This is a genomic window from Empedobacter sp. R750, assembly GCF_030324345.1.
Classification (GTDB): Bacteria; Bacteroidota; Bacteroidia; order Flavobacteriales; family Weeksellaceae; genus Empedobacter; species Empedobacter falsenii_C.
This window is the reverse complement of the sequence record NZ_JACAGF010000001.1, coordinates 101,529-119,102: the sequence shown is the minus strand read 5'-3', so window position 1 is coordinate 119,102 and position 17,574 is coordinate 101,529. Positions and strand designations below refer to the sequence as shown.

The following is a 17,574-nucleotide window of genomic DNA, read 5'->3' as shown; positions in this document are numbered from 1 at the left end:
TTTTCGTTATAAAATTGTAATGAATTTTGTTAGGAAATTGTGGAATAGTAGTGATACAATTATTATAGTTTTAAGTTCTTAATTTTTTTTAAAAAACTTATAAATTTTTCTATTCAATTAAAATCTCAATATTCCCCTTGATGTTTCTATCATGTTTTTCTATAAAACAAAAATCTCAGACAAAATCTGAGGTTTATTATTCTTATTTTATTTGTTGAAACTCTTCCCAAAGTTCGTTTACTCTTTCTTGGTTAGGAATTCCATCACTACCAACTAATTTACATTTTGAATCGATATAATCTAAGAAATCATCATCTAATGATGGTAAAATAAAATTTAATGTGTTAGGACTTTTCCGAATATCAATATCAGAAACATTATAATATGTATTGTTATAAAAAACATGCCCCCCCTCTTAACAAAATCTTTATAACTGATAAATAAGGATTTGGCAAATGTTTATATTGCGAAAAATATTCATTTTCAAAAATATCCCAATAAATAAATAAATAAATAAATAAATAAACAAATAAGTAATCAAATTCCCTATACTTGTCGGTATTAAAACTAGTATCATTCAGTAAATTAACTCTAAAAAAATCAATATCAATCATTTTATTTGATAGTCCAGGTTTAATGATTTCAATAAGATTATGACCTTCTTTTCTTTTAGTTATTTTATAGTCCCATTCTAATGAAAGTTCTAAATACCATTTATACATTGTTTGCAAATAATGTTTAAATAAAAGTATGTTAGCAACAGATTTTTCATTTTCAAAAACTGTTTCTTTTTTTAAATCATTTAATTTTTCTAAAAATAAATTATCCATGTTTATAATTTTAATAAATTATATATAATACTCTACTATCTCATCTAAATTAGTTTATTTTTCATTTGATTTAGAAGGTTGTTGTAATCTACCGAGAGGGAAATACCCTTCTTTATCTTCAAGTGGAGCAAGTTATTGAGCTCCAAAGTACATGGATGAAATTCATTTAAACCAATCTGAATCAGCTATAAAATTATCAAAAAGTTTGGTGTTACTTATAATCCATAAGAGACTGTCTTTTAAGACAGCCTCTTATGGATTACTACAACAATTCAATATAAAGACGATTATTGTGACTAATTACAGATTCGCAAATTTTTTTTACTGCATTAAATGATTCTAAAAAATCATTTGAAACTAAATTACTAATAGTATTAAGTTGATCTAAAAATTCTTGTACCCTCTCACATTCCCAATTTTTATCATACCATCCACTTTTATTGAAATAATTATACATAACACTATCTGAATCATATTGTCCTAAAGGTATTAGTGAGAGTATTTTATTAAAATGATAATCATATAAGATAACTTCAAATAATATTTGATTTGAACTATTTTTTTCTATTAGTGTTGTTTCCAATTCACCTAAATAATATTTTGTATATAAATCTATTTTTATCATAATTATCTTGCTATAAAATGACTATTTTTATTCATAATGCTAAGACATTTTAGTAACATTAAGTGGTGAAGTTAACAAAAAATCTCTCCAACAAATCACGATTTCTTTGAAATCTTGGGTAGGCAACTCCGAAACAAAATCATAATCTGAATTATAAAATTCTACAACATTATTATATATATGAATATTTATTGTTTCACTACCATTTATTATTTTTTCACCTGGATTAGCCATCGCTTCATCAAAATCTGGTAATAGTAATTCATTAATTTTTGGAGCCGTCCAGTCATTTAAAAAAGTGGTTAACTCTCCATTATTGGTACTTATCGATTTATGAATTTCTTTACCTGTTTCAAAATCGAAAACTTTATTTTCGAATCTTATTTGATATCTATTAATTAAATTCTGATTCATATTTTACTTTATGCATTCTTTACAATCTATTTTTGAAATAGATTCTACCAAAAAAGTTTCGTAAATCCCTCCAATTCTTTCATAAAACTATAGTTAACAATCAAATATACCAAAAAATAACAATCAATACCCATTATTGTAATAACTACAATTCTATAAATTATCTCCCACTTTCGCTCGTGTTTTCTTCCACCGTTCTTCGACGAGAATGCCGTTTTTCCGAAGATTCGTCGAACAATGGTCGAACGATGGTCGAACAAGCTAAAAATCGACCAAAAAGACGAATCTTATCTACCTATGATAAATAGAGGTTTAGCGAGGTTTTTATTTTACTACAATACTATTATTGAATAAAAAACAACCGGACAAAAGTGGACAAATGTGGACAGAAGCGGACAAATGCGGACACAAAATGGCGTTTTTGTAAATGATGTTGTTTCTATTGCTAACTTTATGAATATAACCAAAAAACCCTTCACTTTTCAGTGAAGGGTTTTTCATATATTCTAAATTCGTAAATCTAATTTCTAACTTATGTTTACCAGTTCATCAACACAGAACCCCATGTAAATCCAGCTCCAAAAGCAGTCATCATTACTAAGTCTCCTTTTTTGATTTTACCTTCTTGCTTTGCCTCACTCAATGCAATCGGAATAGAGGCTGCTGTTGTATTTCCATAACGCATAATGTTGTTGTAGACTTTCTCATCAGGTAATCCCAATTGTTTTTGTACAAATTGAGAAATACGCAAATTCGCTTGATGTGGAATAAATAAATCTAAATCTTCTGGCTTTTTATTTGCAGCCGATAAAGCTTCGATAATTGATTCAGGAAAACGAGTTACCGCATGTTTGAAAACATAGTTTCCATTCATATATGGATAAATTTCTTTTTTAGTTAAAGTGTTTCCTTCTTTCAATAATTCATCCGACCAACCTGTTTTTGTTCCTGGGAAAGTAACTGCTAATTCTTCAGCAAATTCTCCTTCAGAATGTAAATTCGTCGATAAAATTCCACGTCCTTCTTCTTCCGATGCCGAAACAATTACCGCTCCTGCTCCATCTCCAAAAATTACTGAAACACCACGACCTTCATCCGACATATCCAATCCGAATGAATGAACTTCTGCTCCAATCACCAAAATATTTTTGTAAACACCAGCCTTGATAAAAGCATCAGCAGTTGATAACGCATACACAAAACCAGAACATTGATTACGAATATCCATTGCCCCAATCGTACGACAACCTAACTCTTTTTGTACCAACACACCATTTCCAGGGAAATAGTAATCGGGAGATAAAGTAGCAAATAAGATAAAATCGATATCTTGAGCAGTGATTCCTGCATCTTCTAACGCATTTTTAGCCGCAATAACACCCAAATCTGTAGACGAAATCTTAGAACCTGGCTCGATATGTCTTCTTTCGACAATCCCTGTACGTTCCTGAATCCATTCGTCATTGGTGTCCATCACCTCAGCTAAATCAAAGTTTGTAACAACTCTTTCGGGAACATAATGCCCAACACCTGTAATAATAGAGTGTATCATGTGATTATGGTTTACTTTTCAATTGAAGCAAAGATATTAAATGATAAGCATTCTTTAAAACAAATGCGTCTTTTTGACAATAAATTATTTAGAAAATCTTGTTTTTAATATTCCGTTCATAATGATAGAAAGTACCATTACCCCTGTAGCAATATAAAATATAGGATTCATATGTTCTGAATCTCCAAAAATAAGACTTGCCAAAATGATGCCATAAACTGGTTCTAAATTTACGTTCAGCATCAACGTAAAAGCACTTACATGTTTCAGTAAATCAACTGATTCTATTTGTGCAAAAGCTGTAAAAATGACGCCAAGCAACGTCAGCCATCCTAAGTTTGACCAACTGATATTTACAACTTCAGAAATAGCTTCTGGTTGAAAAAGAATCATCACCACCGAAAGCGTGATCACTCCACCAATCATTTCGTATAAAGTAACTTTAGTCGGTTTGATTGATTTTGGTAATCTCGAATTAAGAACTGCAAACAATGCGGAAAGGAAACTACATAGAATACCGATGATAATTCCTAATTTATAATCTTCTGGCGATGCATTAAAAATAACAGCTACACAAGCAGAAACGATTATGGCAAGAATAATTTCGAGCAGATTAATTTTTCGTTTAAAGAAAATAGGTTCTAAAATCGCACTAAAAAGCGCGCCCATCGATAATGTACTCAACGCAATTGAAATATTAGAAAGTTTGATTGACAAATAAAATGTAAACCAATGTATTCCGACAATTCCACCGATAGCAAGTAATCTCAATAATTCATTTTTGGTCACTTTGAAATCCATTTTTCTGAATTTCATGTAAATAAAAACCGCAATAGCCGCAATAAGAACACGATACCAAACCATTGGCAATGCACTCATTGTAACTAATTTTCCGAAAACTCCTGTAAATCCCCAAAGAAGTACGAGAAACTGCAACCGAAGTTGAACCTTTGAAATCATTCTAAGCCTTTTTCGCAAAAGTAGAGTTTAATTCTATATTGCTAAAACGATTTAATTGATTTAATTGATTTAATCTGTAAATAATTTTGTATAAGTTCTAATGTTAAATTAACATCAAATAATTATTACTCAAACTTTAATTGTTATTCTTAGTTGTATTTTCGAAACTTCAAAATTTATCGATGGATTTTAGTATTTTTTTACAACCAGATGCATTAGTTGCATTATTTACATTAACAATGTTAGAAATCGTTTTAGGGATTGATAATATTGTTTTTATCTCTATTTTGTCAGGAAAATTGCCTGCACATCAGCAAAAGAAAGCGCAACAACTTGGTTTATTTTTAGCCATGTTTACACGTGTAATCCTTTTATTCTCGTTAAGTTGGGTGATGAGTCTTACCACTCCTCTATTCAATATCGGCGAATGGATTGGCATTACTTCAACCGAATGGTTAGAAAAATTAGCAATCTCTGGTCGAGATTTAATTTTATTAATCGGAGGATTATTCTTGATTTATAAGTCTACTGTAGAAATTCACCACAAAATAGAAGGTGTTGAAGAAACTGAAGGAAAAGTGAAAGTACATTCTTTTGCAGGAACTATTGTACAAATCTTAATTTTAGACATTGTTTTCTCATTAGATTCTGTGATTACAGCAGTTGGTATGGCAGAACATATCGAAGTTATGATTGCGGCTGTAATTATTGCTGTTGCAGTTATGATGCTTTCAGCAAGTGCGGTTTCTAAATTTGTGAACGATCATCCAACGGTTAAAATGTTAGCTTTATCATTCTTATTATTAATCGGTGTTTCGTTATTAGCAGAAGGATTTGATCAACACATTTCGAAAGGATACATTTATTTCGCTATGGGGTTCTCTGTTTTAGTCGAATTCTTGAATTTGAAAATGAAGAAAAAGCATTCGAATCCAGGAATTGTCCGAAATATGGTTGGCGACGCAGAAGAACAAAACAAAAATTTATAACTAACTTTAAGGTCTCAATTATGAGACCTTTTTTATTTAAGAAAAAATCAATGCAAAATATAAAATTAATCGTGACAGATATGGACGGAACTTTGTTGCGTTCTGATCATTCATTAAGTCCAGAATTCAATAAAATTTACGAAGAATTAAAAGAAAACAACATCACATTTGTGCCTGCAAGTGGTCGTCAATACTATAGTATCATTTCTTATTTTGAAAATATAAAAGATGAATTGGCAATTATTGCTGAAAACGGAACTTATGTTACCTACAAAGGCGAAGAAATTTTTGTTGACGAATTAGATTGGTCTGTTGTAAAAGAAATCGTAGAAGAAGTGCGTAAAATAGAAGGCGCAAATATCGTTTTGGCTGGCAAAAACGCCGCTTATGTGGAATCGAAAGATGAAACTTTTTTAGAATATTTTAAAAATTATTACGATAAAAATATTTGGGTTGATGATTTAACTAAAATCGAAAATGAACAATTTATTAAAATTGCAGTAAATCACGCTGATGGAACAGAATTTAATGTATTTCCAAAATTAGTTGATTTTGAAAAATATGGATTAAAAGTTGTGGTTTCTGGCGAAGTTTGGTTAGATGTTATGAATAAAAAATCGAACAAAGGAGTTGCATTACAAGCTTTGATGAATAAATTGGATATTTCTTCTGAAGAAATCATTGTTTTTGGGGATTTTATGAATGATTTGGAGATGTTACATTTGGCAAAATATAGTTTTGCAATGGAAAATGCGCATCAAAATGTAAAAGAAATAGCGAATTTTAAAGCGCCTTCTAACGATGAAGATGGTGTAATTCAAGTTATTAAGCAATATTTACAACAATTAAAAACCGTAAATACTTAATAATCTGATAAATAACATCAATCATTTAACATTTCAAATCAGATTAAATTATTAATTTCGCACAAAACCTAAACAATCAATGTTCACTATCAACAAACATCTAAAAAGTTTTCTAGCAATTGGAACTTTACTTTTTGTTTTTTCTTGTAAAAACGCAAATAATCCAATTCAAAATCAAACAACAACTTCTTCTGAGCCAAAAGAAATTTTGCAGAATGATGTTGATTCTATTTATACAGTAAAAATTGACTCATCAGCTTTGCAATTAGATACTATTGTAAAAGAAGAAAAGCAAAATCCTATTGATTCGACAAAACAATATGTCTACTTAACTTTTGATGATGGGCCTTACAAAGGAAGCAAAAATATCAATAAAATATTAACCGAAGAAAATGTAAAAGGAACGGTTTTCTTAGTTGGTTTTAATGCTTTTACAAAAGATTTGAAACAACATGTAGAAGATTATAAAGCTAATCCAAATGTAGAAATTGCTAACCATACTTTTTCGCATGCTCGCAACAAATACAAAGCTTTTTACAGTGTTCCAGAAAATGTTTACGAAGATATTCGCAAAAATGAGGTGGTATTAGATATACATTCTCGTTGGGTGCGTTTGCCTGCGCGTAACACATGGCGTTTGAACAAACGTAAAAAAGACGATCCAGTAAAAAATGCAATTCCAGCAGCTGATTTATTGGCTAAAAATCAATATTATATTTACGGTTGGGATTATGAATGGGAAAGAAGTGGAAAAAAATCTGCAAATCATCAACTTTCTTCGCCTGAAAAAATATACGAAGGAATTGTACATCGTTTGGATCAAAATAAAACATTCGAAAAAAATCATTTGGTAATTTTAATGCACGATGATATGTTTAATGAAGATTATAACGCAGAAAAATTAAGACAATTAATTGTTTTATTGAAACGTAATCCGAAAATTGTAATCGAAGGAATTTCGGGATATCCAACCAGGATTAGCTAGATAAAATATTAAGATAAAAAAATCCACTTCATCTGAAGTGGATTTTTTTATTAAATAAACTCTATCGTTGTTTCTATCTCGTGACCTTTTTCTAGCACTTTGTGCACAGGACAAGAATTTGCAACTTTCAGTAATCTTGTTTGTTGTTTCTCATCGAAATCGCCTTCTATGATAACATGACGTTGAAAAGTGATTGGCTCAGTTGTAATCATATCAAAATTGACATCTACCTCAACTTTTTTGTAAGTAAATTCTTTGTGATTCATATACATTTGCAAAGTAATCGAAGTACAAGAAGCCAATGCAGCTCCCAATAATTCGCTTGGTTTTGCAGCTGTATCCAAACCTCCTTTGTCTAAAGGTTCATCTACATTAAATTCGTGTTTTCCTGCTTTAATATTCGAAATATAATTTTTATCCGTCGAAGTTGACGTTACATTAATATCACTCATTATCAATTTGTTTTTCGTTTTCTTTTACTTTAGTTTTTTGTTGCGCTTGCGGAATCGGAACATAATCGTCATCACCTGGAACTTTAGGAAAACGATGATTAATCCAATCTTCCTTCGCCGTTTCAATCGTTTCTCTTGAAGAACTTACAAAATTCCAAAAGATAAAATGTTCTTCTGGTAATTCTTCCCCTCCAAAAATATAAACGGTAGAACCAGCCGCAATTTCAAACTCACACAAAGTAGCTTCTTTCGCTACTAATAATTGTTTTGTTCCATACGTTTCTCCTCCATCTTTGATAGAACCTTCTAAGACATACAAAGCAGATTCTCCATACAAATCTTTTCCCAATGAAACTTTGAAATCATTTTTAGCTTTAATTTCAATAAAATATAAAGGAGAATAAACAGGTACGCCAGAAGTATGTTCACCAAACTTACCTGCAATCAATTTATAATCTGCATTTTCGTCTGACCAATTTGGTAATTTATCTGCTTCAACGTGAACAAAACTTGGTTCCATATTTTCTAATTCTTTTGGCAAAGCCACCCAAATTTGTAATCCATGCAATGTTTTTTCAGTTGTACGTAAATATTCAGGAGTTCGCTCAGAATGCACAACACCTTTACCTGCAGTCATCCAATTCACAGCTCCAGGCTGAATTTCTAATTCAGTTCCCAAACTATCGCGATGCATAATCGCTCCTTCAAATAAATAAGTCAAAGTTGATAAACCAATATGTGGGTGCGGTCCAACATCAAGATTTTGATAATCTTTCATTTTTGTTGGTCCCATATGGTCGATAAATACAAATGGTCCGACATGTCTTTTTTGACGAAATGGTAATAACCTACCTACCAAAAAATTTCCTATATCAGCAGCTTTTTCTTCTAAAATTAATCCAACGTTAGACATAATTAGTTTAGTTTTTTAATTGATGTAAAATTAGTTTTAACTATTAATTTAAAACTTGATTTAAGTTAATAAATAAAAAAAGGCTAACCAAAAGGTTAGCCAATTATAACTTAATCTTAACGATTTCTAGTAATCGTAATTATTTTGTGTTTCTCCTCCAAAATTCCAAGCAATACCGAAACGTAATGTGTTTTCTAAAGCATTGTTTGTATCTGACATTGGAATTAAATAAGACGCATTAAATGCAAACGCATTGTATTTCAGTCCTAAACCTAATGTCAAATGTTGACGATCTCCTTTCATTGGACTTTCGTGAAAATAACCTGCACGAATAAATAAAGCATCATTATAAGAATACTCTGCACCTACAGAATACATAATTTCTTTTAACTCCTCTTTTCCTCCTCCAGGAGCATCTCCAAATGAACTAAAAATTCCAGACATTACTCCTTTATTAGGAATATATCCAGTTCCAGGAATTGGATTTCCATTTTCATCTTTCTCATATGTTGGAGTTGGAACTAATAATTTAGAAAATTCTGTTGTAATTCCTACTTTATTGTAATCATCAAATTTGAAATCATATCCAACACCTAAACGTAATGTTGTTGGTAAATATGATGCATTATCTTCTGAGTTTGAATAATCTAATTTTGGACCAATATTAGAGATTTGGAAACCTCCACGTAATTTTCCTTCAAAATTGTTGGTATCCATTGTTTCTGATTGATAATAACCTGCTAAATCAACTGCAAATGTATTTGCTGGCTGAACTGTACCATCGCTTACTCCATTGAATAAATCTGAACGAATGAAACGACCAGTTACCGCCATCGAGTAGTTATCCGTTAAACGTAAACCATATGATAAATCGATAGAGAATTCATTTGGTTTTGCTTTTCCCATCGAAACAATATCAGTTCCTTGTAATTGGTTAAGTTCTATTTCTCCCATATTGAAATAATAGATACTTGCTCCTAATGTACTACGCTCATCTTGTCCTAAGAAAGTGTAATAAGTTGCATTTAATAAGAAAACATCATTCACCAAAGATCCCATATATGGAGTATAAGTAAATGCTACTCCTGAATAATCTGGTGCAAAAGCATATTTTGCCGCATTCCAGTATTGTGAATAATTATCTGTTGATGTGGCTACACCTTGATCTCCTAAACCACCTGCACGTGCATCTGGAGAAATTCTTAAAAATGGAGCTCCAGTTAAAATTGGATTAGATTTTGTATAATCGTTCCCAGTATCATTTCCTCCTGTATCTTGAGCAAAAGTAAATCCTGATGCTAAAATCAATAAGCTTGCGGTAATTTTTTTCATTCGTGTTATATTGATTATATTTTATCTTTTTATTTATTATTTTAATATGACAAGTTTTTCAACTGCTGCGGCTGATCCTTTACAAACCGTATCATCAACACCTTTCACATTGACCTTGTAAATATAAACACCTTTTCCTATTTTATCGCCAAAATCGTCCAAACCATCCCATTCTATCGCATATTTACCTGTTCGATATCCTTCTCTAAAAGGTTCTGCCGAAACAGTTTTTCGGATTGTTTTGACTAATTTTCCTGAAATTGTAAATATCTGAACCATTACATCTAACTCAGAATCACAATTATGTTCAAAATGGAAAAACGTATTCTTAGTAAATGGATTTGGCCAGTTTAGCAATTTATCAATATGCAATTGTCCTGTTCCATTTTCCATTACTACAAAGTCTAACGTTGCAGTATTCGAATTATTGTTGATATCCCAAAATTTTAAATTCACAGTATGTTGACCAAGTTCAAGATTTTTCAATTGATACATTACTTGTCCTTTCTGGTAATCCTCGAAATTCTTATTGACACAAGGATTTGCATCACCTCCATCATAATATTCATTCAACACATAAGCATCTTGTACTTTTCCATCAAGTGTTGCTACAATATCGTGTCCAATACTTGATCCTGTTGCATTAATACCCGAATTATCAGTTAAACAACCCACCAAATAAGGCGAACGATCTGTAATTCCTCCATTCGCAAAATGAAGATTATTCATATATAACTTGCCCTGCGGACGTTCATCATCATTTAATCCTTCTTCATTAATTCCTTCAATCGTAATTGTTTTTAAAGTCGATGCATCTTTACCATCTTTCTCATCCCAAGCATAAAATTTTATTTTACGATTTCCTAGCTCGTAATTGATATCTTTCGGAACATAAAATTGAATCGTAAACTCACCTTTTTCAACTTTTCCTGTTCCTTTATAAATTGTTTTATTTTCTGTTTCGAAAGTTTTTCCAGCCCAATCAGACTCCGATAAAATGGTTTTCGTTTCAGGTTTTTCATACAAACTAATCGCAATTTTCCCATTGAAATTATTATCAATAGAAGTGTTAGATAATTGATTTACTTTACCTGTAATCGTTATAAAATCTAACGCTTGCATCTTACCACCTGCAAGGGCATCTACATCTTTTTTATTTTTGATACTTAATATTTCAATATCTTGTTGCGGACGATGAATTACTAACATCGGATCTCCAAGAATACTTACACTTTTGTTATTTGTATGTTTTGGAGAATAATTTAATTTTGCTTCATTAAGCGCTTTACCAATTGTTTGATTTTCTACACCAACCTTCTTAAAAAATTGTTCGATCAAAAAATTATTCATCGAATCTCCATAGCCTGTTCCAATCGGACGGTTAGTCGTAATCATAGATAACGCTCCACCATTTGCATTTTTCAACATTGCTTCACCAGCAGAATTATATTGCGGTAAATCCCAAATTGTAAAATCACAAGTAACAGTTGTGACGATAGGTAAACGTGAATAAGCTGCATTAAAATTGGATAAATTTGTTAATTCTTCAGCTGTTATAATTCGTTCTTGCGCCCAACTACGAGGACCACCATGACCATAATACATCAAGAAGTTTGAACCTAACTCGATTCCATTCAGAATTGCTTGATTTACGGTTGGATATCGAACACCAGCAGAAGTACTTTCGGGTTGATGAGCTCCCGAATATATCTTATTAATCGTATAAATTTGATTCTCAGGCTTAGAAAATTCTGTATCAATTTTGGCATTTAAACCTGGAGTATTTACATTATTGTCATTATCCGTAACTGCAACAATTTTTGTTCGCCAATCGCCATACGAAGTTCCTTTTCCTTGAACTTTACCATAATACGAAATTATTTTATCAACCAAAATCTTTGCCTCAGCAGAGTTAGAAGCAGAAATTCGTCCTACAGCTATTTCAAACCAATTGGCATCGTAACTATAAATTCCATCTACGCTATTCGATAACATTTTTACATTATCATTTAACATTGCAAAATAATCGTCGGTTGCAATCGCACCATCAATATTAAGAGAAGGTTCGTCTGTAAAAGTGGGAAGATAATTTGTAAAATCTTTTACTCTATTTTTCGGATCATAGGTTGTCGCTCCAAACAAAACACCATATTCTAAATTTGGACTTGACCCATCTTTTAAGAATTTAAAGAAATCACGAATAGCAATAGGATCTTGACTCCCAGAAGAAAAATCGTTGTAAACTTGTTCCGTTGTAACAACTGCAACATTTATTTTATCATGCTCTTTTCTAAAATTCGCCAGACGTGTAGCCTGATCCAAATATTTTGGATGTGTGACAATTATATAATTAATATCGGTTAAACTACGAATATCTTGATTTGCTACTTTTCCAACATATTTTGCATCATTAAAAGCATTTTCATCCTTAAAAGCGACAAACTGATTCAGATGATTTGTACTAAATTTATACAAATTACTTTGTGGAACAATTGAAGAAATTGAATGAATATCAGAAACATTCCAAACAGAAACATTTGCAGCATTATTCAATGAAAAAGCATTCACACTTCCATTATTAATATCTTCTAAAAACTGAAAAGTGAATTGCTCATTATTATAGGTTAAACCATCTTTGAAACGTAATTGTAAATAATCCAAATATGCTAAACCAGAAGGATTGGTTCCGCTAGAAGAAACCGTAATATCAATTGTATTTGAAGATAAAGAAATTGAATTATCATCTACTACCGATCTAAAAGCTGCACTATTACTATTTCCTGAAAAAACACCTGTAAATTGTTGTCCATTAGTTGAAACAATAAAACTGTTTCCATCTGCATTTTTCCCAACAATAGAATAACGTAAATATGCTTCTCCACCATCATTTATAGAATTCGCTTTGAACGTTTTCTTGAAACCATCTTTCAAGCCAATATTTTCTCCAACCCAAATTTGCCCAAGACCATTTAAGTTAATCGAATCTTTTTCATGAAACTGTAAATTATCAAAAGTCGAAAAAGTTTTTACAGGACTTGCAGTAAGCGTTTGCTCTCCTACTCGCTTGCCATCTTCTCCATTAAAACTAATAAAATAGTAAGCAAAATCATCATATAAATTATAACGAACCTTTGCATCTTGTAATGTTGTCGTATTATTTCTATACCACTGATGCGGACCTTTTGCATAAAACAAAACATAATCTGAATTATCAAAAGAATTGTCTTCACCTCCAACAAATTTTATTGGAATTTCATTCAAAGCACTAATTCTATCTTCCGTTAAATTTTCCATCAAACGCCCTTCTCCATTTCCATAGATTTTTAGCGATTTTGGATTAAAATTAGTCGGAATTCCATTTTTAGTAAAGAAACTTTTATCTAATTTAAAAACTCCATCTTTAGAAACTTTTATTTTGTACCAATCTCCCGTTTTCAAAACACTTGTAGTCGAATTATCAATTAATTTTCGAGAAGATGCTTTTCGAGATTGTATTGATTTCGGAACAATTGAGAAAGATTCTATTTTTAAAATCTTATTATTTTGTTTGACAAATGGTACAACTTTAACAATCAGTTTTTGCTGACCATTTTTATCAATAATATTATATGAAGAAAAATTAATTTTATCTGTAATCGAAGAGGTATTCAAATCAGCCAATTCATTCTGTACTTCTCTAAATTGAACATTTGACAATTCAACTTCTTGATTTGTAGAATTTAACTCAACGACAAATTCTGGAAGAAAATATCCTCCAACAAAATAATTATCTTTATTCGAAAAAAACGGCACATTTACCTTATTTCCATTCGTTAAAGAAATTGTTTGATTATTCTCCCAATTTATTTTGTAATTTTGACTAAACAATTGAGGAAATTGAAGCAAAGTTGCAACTAAAATAAAATATTTCTTCATGTCTGAATAACGCTATTTTGACAAATATATTTTCAATCGTAAAATAAAAAAATAATTCTTACGTTTGATACAAGAAATAAAGCATTTTTTCGTTGTAAGATTAATGTCAAATGCTTTTATTTGCATTAAATTTAATTTTCGAAAACCAGAAATATTCTATGAAAATGAATAAAGGACGTATTTTTTCTCTTGCCCTTGCAGCTGTAACTATGAGTGTATTCATGGGTTGTGCAAGCAGTTCAGGAAAGAAAAAAGGAGGTGGAACAAAAAATTTCACAAGTCGTACAGGATGGAAACCAAACGATAGTAAAGGTTGGTTTTTTTCAGGTAAAAAGAAAGAAAACATCAAAGCATGGCCTGGAATGGTTTTCATCGAAGGTGGATCTTTTACGATGGGAATTACGAAAGATGACGTATTACACGATTGGAATAATTCTCCTGTTCGTATGCAAGTAAAATCTTTCTTCATTGGTGAAACTGAGGTTACAAACTACGAATACAAAGAATACTTAACTTGGTTGAAAGTTGTTTTCCCACCAGAAGACACACAATACAAGGATATTTATAATGGAGCATTACCAGATGAAACGGTTTTTAACAATCAATTATCTCGTGATGATTTCTCTACAGAAAATTATTTATTTTCGCCAGAATTCAGCTATTACCCAGTAGTTGGTATTTCTTGGTTACAAGCCGTTAATTATTGTGATTGGTTAACAGACCGTGCTGTTGAAAAATCTTTAATGAACAAAGGAATCTTATCAAAAGATTATTACAATAACGAGGAGTATAATTACGGAAATAAAACATTTAGTGCTGAACAATATAAGTTAGGCGATACAAATGTAAACGAAGCGATTGATTCGACTAAAATTATGAAAGCGAATCAAATCAAAACGCAAAATACTCGTATCTTAAAAGCAAATCGTGCAACTGGTTCAGACGAAGTACAACCTTTCCGTTTACCTACAGAAGCCGAGTGGGAATATGCAGCATTAGCTTTACCTGGAAATCGTGAATACAACGAATACAAAGGAAAAGATGTTGCTCAAAATAACTTGAGAGTTACAAAAGGTGCTCAAAGAGGTCAATATTTAGACAACTTCAAACAAGGACGTGGAGATTACTCTGGAATTGGAGGATTTGGAAACGATGGTTCTGCAATTACAAGTGATGTGCGCAAATATCCTTCAAATGATTTTGGTCTTTACGGAATGTTAGGAAACGTTGCTGAATGGGTTTCTGATGTTTATCGTCCAATTATTGATGAAGAAGCAAACGATTTCAACTACTACCGTGGAAATATTTTAAAAACAAAAATTGACAACGGCGCAGGTGGTTTTGAAAAATATGACGAAACAAATGTTGAATATGATACATTAGACAACGGACGTTTAGTTTACAAAGGATTACCTGGTGCTTACAAAAAGCAAACAGAATACGATTTAACAAATTATCGTGATGGTGACCCTAATTCTTCTTTATCACCACGTACTGAGGAAGGTAAATCTGCTGATCAAGCAACAGAAGATATGTACAACGCTCCTCAACGTAAATTTAGAGTAGATGAAAAAGGTCGTGTAATTTTAGAAAAAGATTCTTCTAAACGTACTTCTGACATCTCTGATGAAACACGTGTTGTAAAAGGTGGTTCTTGGAAAGACCCTATTTACTGGATAGATCCAGGACAAAGACGTTACTTACACCAAGCAAGTGCAACAAACTGGATTGGTTTCCGTGTAGCACAAGAATACTCTGGTAGTTTCGAATCAAAACGTAAACGTAGAGGATAATAATCCTTTTCAAAATATTTTAAATCTCGGTGATTAATTTCATCGAGATTTTTTATTTTTACATTATGAAAACAGCAGAAATATTCGATCAATTTCTTAAATCGAAAATCGTTACGACTGATACACGCAACATCTCACAAAATTGTATCTTTTTTGCTTTAAAAGGAGCTAATTTTAATGGAAATACTTTCGCTCAAGAAGCGATTAATCAAGGAGCTGCAATGGCAATTGTTGACGAAAAAGAATTTGAAAATACATCTCAAAATATTTTTTTGGTTAATGATGCTTTAGAAACTCTACAAGATTTAGCGAGAACTTATCGTAATTACCTTAAAATACCATTTATTGGATTGACTGGTTCTAATGGGAAAACAACGACAAAAGAATTGATTTCAGCTGTTTTAAAAGAGAAATTCAAAACGCATTATACTTTCGGAAATCTGAATAATCACATCGGAGTTCCTTTAACTATACTTTCTATTCCAGAAGATACAGAAATGGCTGTGATCGAAATGGGTGCGAATCATCAAAAAGAAATCGAATTGTTGGCTTCTATTTCTCAACCAGATTATGGATATATCACTAATTTTGGTAAAGCTCATTTAGAAGGTTTCGGAGGAATTGAAGGTGTGATTAAAGGGAAATCTGAATTGTATGATTTTTTGAGAGCAAATAACAGAACTGCTTTTGTCAATTTTAATGATCCAATTCAAGTTGAAAAAACTGAGGATATTAATCGAATTACATTTTCTGATCAACATAATGCTAATGTTCAAATCGAATTGATAGAAAGTGAAACTGAATATTTGGCGGTTAAATACCAAGATTTAAAAATTCAATCACATTTAACAGGAAACTATAATTTTAGCAATATTTCGTGTGCAATTGCAATTGGACAACATTTCGGGATTGACGCAAAATCTATTCAAAACGGAATCGAAAATTATTTTCCATCAAATAATCGTTCACAAATTATCAATAAAGAAAATTACAAAATTGTGATGGATGCTTACAACGCAAACCCAAGTAGTATGGAAGCTTCGTTAAATAATTTTGCAAAATTTGAAGGTTCTAAAACAATTATTATTGGTGATATGTTCGAGCTTGGAGAAGAATCCAAAGCTGAGCATCAACGTATTTTAGATTTAGCTGAAAGTTTAGATTTTGATCAAATTTTTATTTTAGGACATAATTTTGGCGAAACAATTACGAATAATCCAAAAGTTCAAAAATTTGAAAACCGCGTTGCCTTTGAAGAATATTTGAAAGAAAATCCAATCAAAACTCAAAATATTTTGATAAAAGGTTCTCATGGCATGAGACTTGATTTATTAGAAAATATTTAAAATCAACACACTGATTATCTGATGAATAAATCAAGTTTATTTTTTATTTTAATTTCTTTTTTCACATATCATTCTCTTCAAGCACAATCTGTAATTGAATGGAAAAAAGATGTAAAACTTAATTACGAAAACTTTAAAAAGAAACCTATTCAAACAAAGGTTCCTCAAGGATTTTTAGATTCAAAATTAGGTTGGCAAATTGCAGAATCTACTGGAGAACTTCCTGAACTTTGGGTTACCAATAAATTTGACGAAAGTAATTCGTGGCTATCTATGCAACATGCAGAAATTTTAAAAGAAATGCAGTTGCAATTTGACTTGTCTGAATTATATGCGCGAAAAATCAGAAAAGATTTTAAAGATTTACAAGCCAAAAAAGTCATGGATAGAGATTCTTATCGAGCAAAATTTTTGTCAGGCTCTAAGAATTTTCAGAAAAAATTGAAATCGATAGGTGGAGTCTCTTTAAACCAACCAGATTTATATAAATTATTGAATAATCAAATTCAAGATTCATTGGTGATTTATCAGAATTACAGTAAGTAAAAGAAGCTCTAAACTTAACTATTTATTAATTTTAGATGTCTTTTTTATATTTACAT

The 17,574-nt window shown here is 31.1% G+C and carries 15 protein-coding genes; 6 read left to right on the top strand and 9 right to left on the bottom strand.

The window, feature by feature from the left end; all coding sequences use genetic code 11:
* Nucleotides 1-392: 392 nt before the first annotated feature.
* The 5 genes from HXZ74_RS00645 to HXZ74_RS00625 form a co-directional block, all read right to left on the bottom strand.
* Complete coding sequence (locus HXZ74_RS00645) at nucleotides 393-830, bottom strand: hypothetical protein (RefSeq protein WP_286473392.1); 438 nt, start codon at nucleotides 828-830, stop codon at nucleotides 393-395.
* A gap of 262 nt (nucleotides 831-1,092) precedes the next feature.
* Nucleotides 1,093-1,455: a hypothetical protein gene (locus HXZ74_RS00640; protein WP_280046234.1), complete on the bottom strand. Its 363-nt coding sequence runs from the start codon at nucleotides 1,453-1,455 to the stop codon at nucleotides 1,093-1,095.
* A gap of 39 nt (nucleotides 1,456-1,494) precedes the next feature.
* Nucleotides 1,495-1,869 carry a hypothetical protein gene (locus HXZ74_RS00635; protein ID WP_286473391.1) on the bottom strand — a complete coding sequence of 125 codons (375 nt, stop codon included), beginning with the start codon at nucleotides 1,867-1,869 and terminating at the stop codon, nucleotides 1,495-1,497.
* A gap of 538 nt (nucleotides 1,870-2,407) precedes the next feature.
* A complete protein-coding gene (locus tag HXZ74_RS00630) occupies nucleotides 2,408-3,421 on the bottom strand; it encodes a beta-ketoacyl-ACP synthase III (RefSeq protein ID WP_038331461.1) in 1,014 nt (337 codons plus the stop codon).
* Nucleotides 3,422-3,505: 84 nt separating this feature from the next.
* Entirely contained in the window at nucleotides 3,506-4,381 is an 876-nt protein-coding gene (locus tag HXZ74_RS00625; protein WP_115000757.1) for a DMT family transporter, read from the bottom strand.
* A 182-nt stretch (nucleotides 4,382-4,563) separates the two neighbouring features.
* Between HXZ74_RS00625 and HXZ74_RS00620 the strand changes: the two genes are divergently transcribed.
* From HXZ74_RS00620 to HXZ74_RS00610, 3 genes are all read left to right on the top strand, one after another.
* Nucleotides 4,564-5,370, top strand: coding sequence for a TerC family protein (locus HXZ74_RS00620; RefSeq protein ID WP_038331456.1), 807 nt, complete (start codon nucleotides 4,564-4,566; stop codon nucleotides 5,368-5,370).
* A gap of 50 nt (nucleotides 5,371-5,420) precedes the next feature.
* On the top strand, nucleotides 5,421-6,236 hold the full coding sequence (locus tag HXZ74_RS00615) for an HAD family hydrolase (protein ID WP_280061332.1): 816 nt from the start codon (nucleotides 5,421-5,423) through the stop codon (nucleotides 6,234-6,236).
* 79 nt (nucleotides 6,237-6,315) lie between these two features.
* The gene (locus HXZ74_RS00610) at nucleotides 6,316-7,221 is read left to right on the top strand and encodes a polysaccharide deacetylase family protein (protein WP_286473390.1); all 906 of its coding nucleotides are present in this window, start codon (nucleotides 6,316-6,318) and stop codon (nucleotides 7,219-7,221) included.
* A gap of 50 nt (nucleotides 7,222-7,271) precedes the next feature.
* Here HXZ74_RS00610 and HXZ74_RS00605 read toward each other — a convergent pair whose 3' ends face one another.
* The 4 genes from HXZ74_RS00605 to porU all read right to left on the bottom strand — a co-directional run bounded on the left by HXZ74_RS00605 (nucleotide 7,272) and on the right by porU (nucleotide 13,833).
* Nucleotides 7,272-7,673: an OsmC family protein gene (locus HXZ74_RS00605; RefSeq protein ID WP_115000762.1), complete on the bottom strand. Its 402-nt coding sequence runs from the start codon at nucleotides 7,671-7,673 to the stop codon at nucleotides 7,272-7,274.
* Nucleotides 7,666-8,586, bottom strand: a complete 921-nt coding sequence (locus HXZ74_RS00600; RefSeq protein ID WP_115000764.1) for a pirin family protein — start codon at nucleotides 8,584-8,586, stop codon at nucleotides 7,666-7,668. Before HXZ74_RS00600 ends, HXZ74_RS00605 begins: the two co-directional genes overlap by 8 nt.
* A 126-nt stretch (nucleotides 8,587-8,712) precedes the next feature.
* Complete coding sequence (gene porV / locus HXZ74_RS00595; RefSeq protein WP_038331444.1) at nucleotides 8,713-9,918, bottom strand: type IX secretion system outer membrane channel protein PorV; 1,206 nt, start codon at nucleotides 9,916-9,918, stop codon at nucleotides 8,713-8,715.
* A 36-nt stretch (nucleotides 9,919-9,954) separates the two neighbouring features.
* Complete coding sequence (gene porU, locus HXZ74_RS00590; protein ID WP_286473389.1) at nucleotides 9,955-13,833, bottom strand: type IX secretion system sortase PorU; 3,879 nt, start codon at nucleotides 13,831-13,833, stop codon at nucleotides 9,955-9,957.
* A 158-nt stretch (nucleotides 13,834-13,991) separates the two neighbouring features.
* Between porU and gldJ the strand changes: the two genes are divergently transcribed.
* The 3 genes from gldJ to HXZ74_RS00575 all read left to right on the top strand — a co-directional run bounded on the left by gldJ (nucleotide 13,992) and on the right by HXZ74_RS00575 (nucleotide 17,518).
* Nucleotides 13,992-15,626, top strand: coding sequence for a gliding motility lipoprotein GldJ (gene gldJ, locus HXZ74_RS00585; protein WP_448371213.1), 1,635 nt, complete (start codon nucleotides 13,992-13,994; stop codon nucleotides 15,624-15,626).
* A gap of 65 nt (nucleotides 15,627-15,691) precedes the next feature.
* The gene (locus HXZ74_RS00580; RefSeq protein WP_038331438.1) at nucleotides 15,692-16,972 is read left to right on the top strand and encodes a UDP-N-acetylmuramoyl-tripeptide--D-alanyl-D-alanine ligase; all 1,281 of its coding nucleotides are present in this window, start codon (nucleotides 15,692-15,694) and stop codon (nucleotides 16,970-16,972) included.
* Between the two features lie 21 nt (nucleotides 16,973-16,993).
* Nucleotides 16,994-17,518: a hypothetical protein gene (locus HXZ74_RS00575; protein WP_038331434.1), complete on the top strand. Its 525-nt coding sequence runs from the start codon at nucleotides 16,994-16,996 to the stop codon at nucleotides 17,516-17,518.
* The last annotated feature ends 56 nt before the right edge of the window (nucleotides 17,519-17,574 follow it).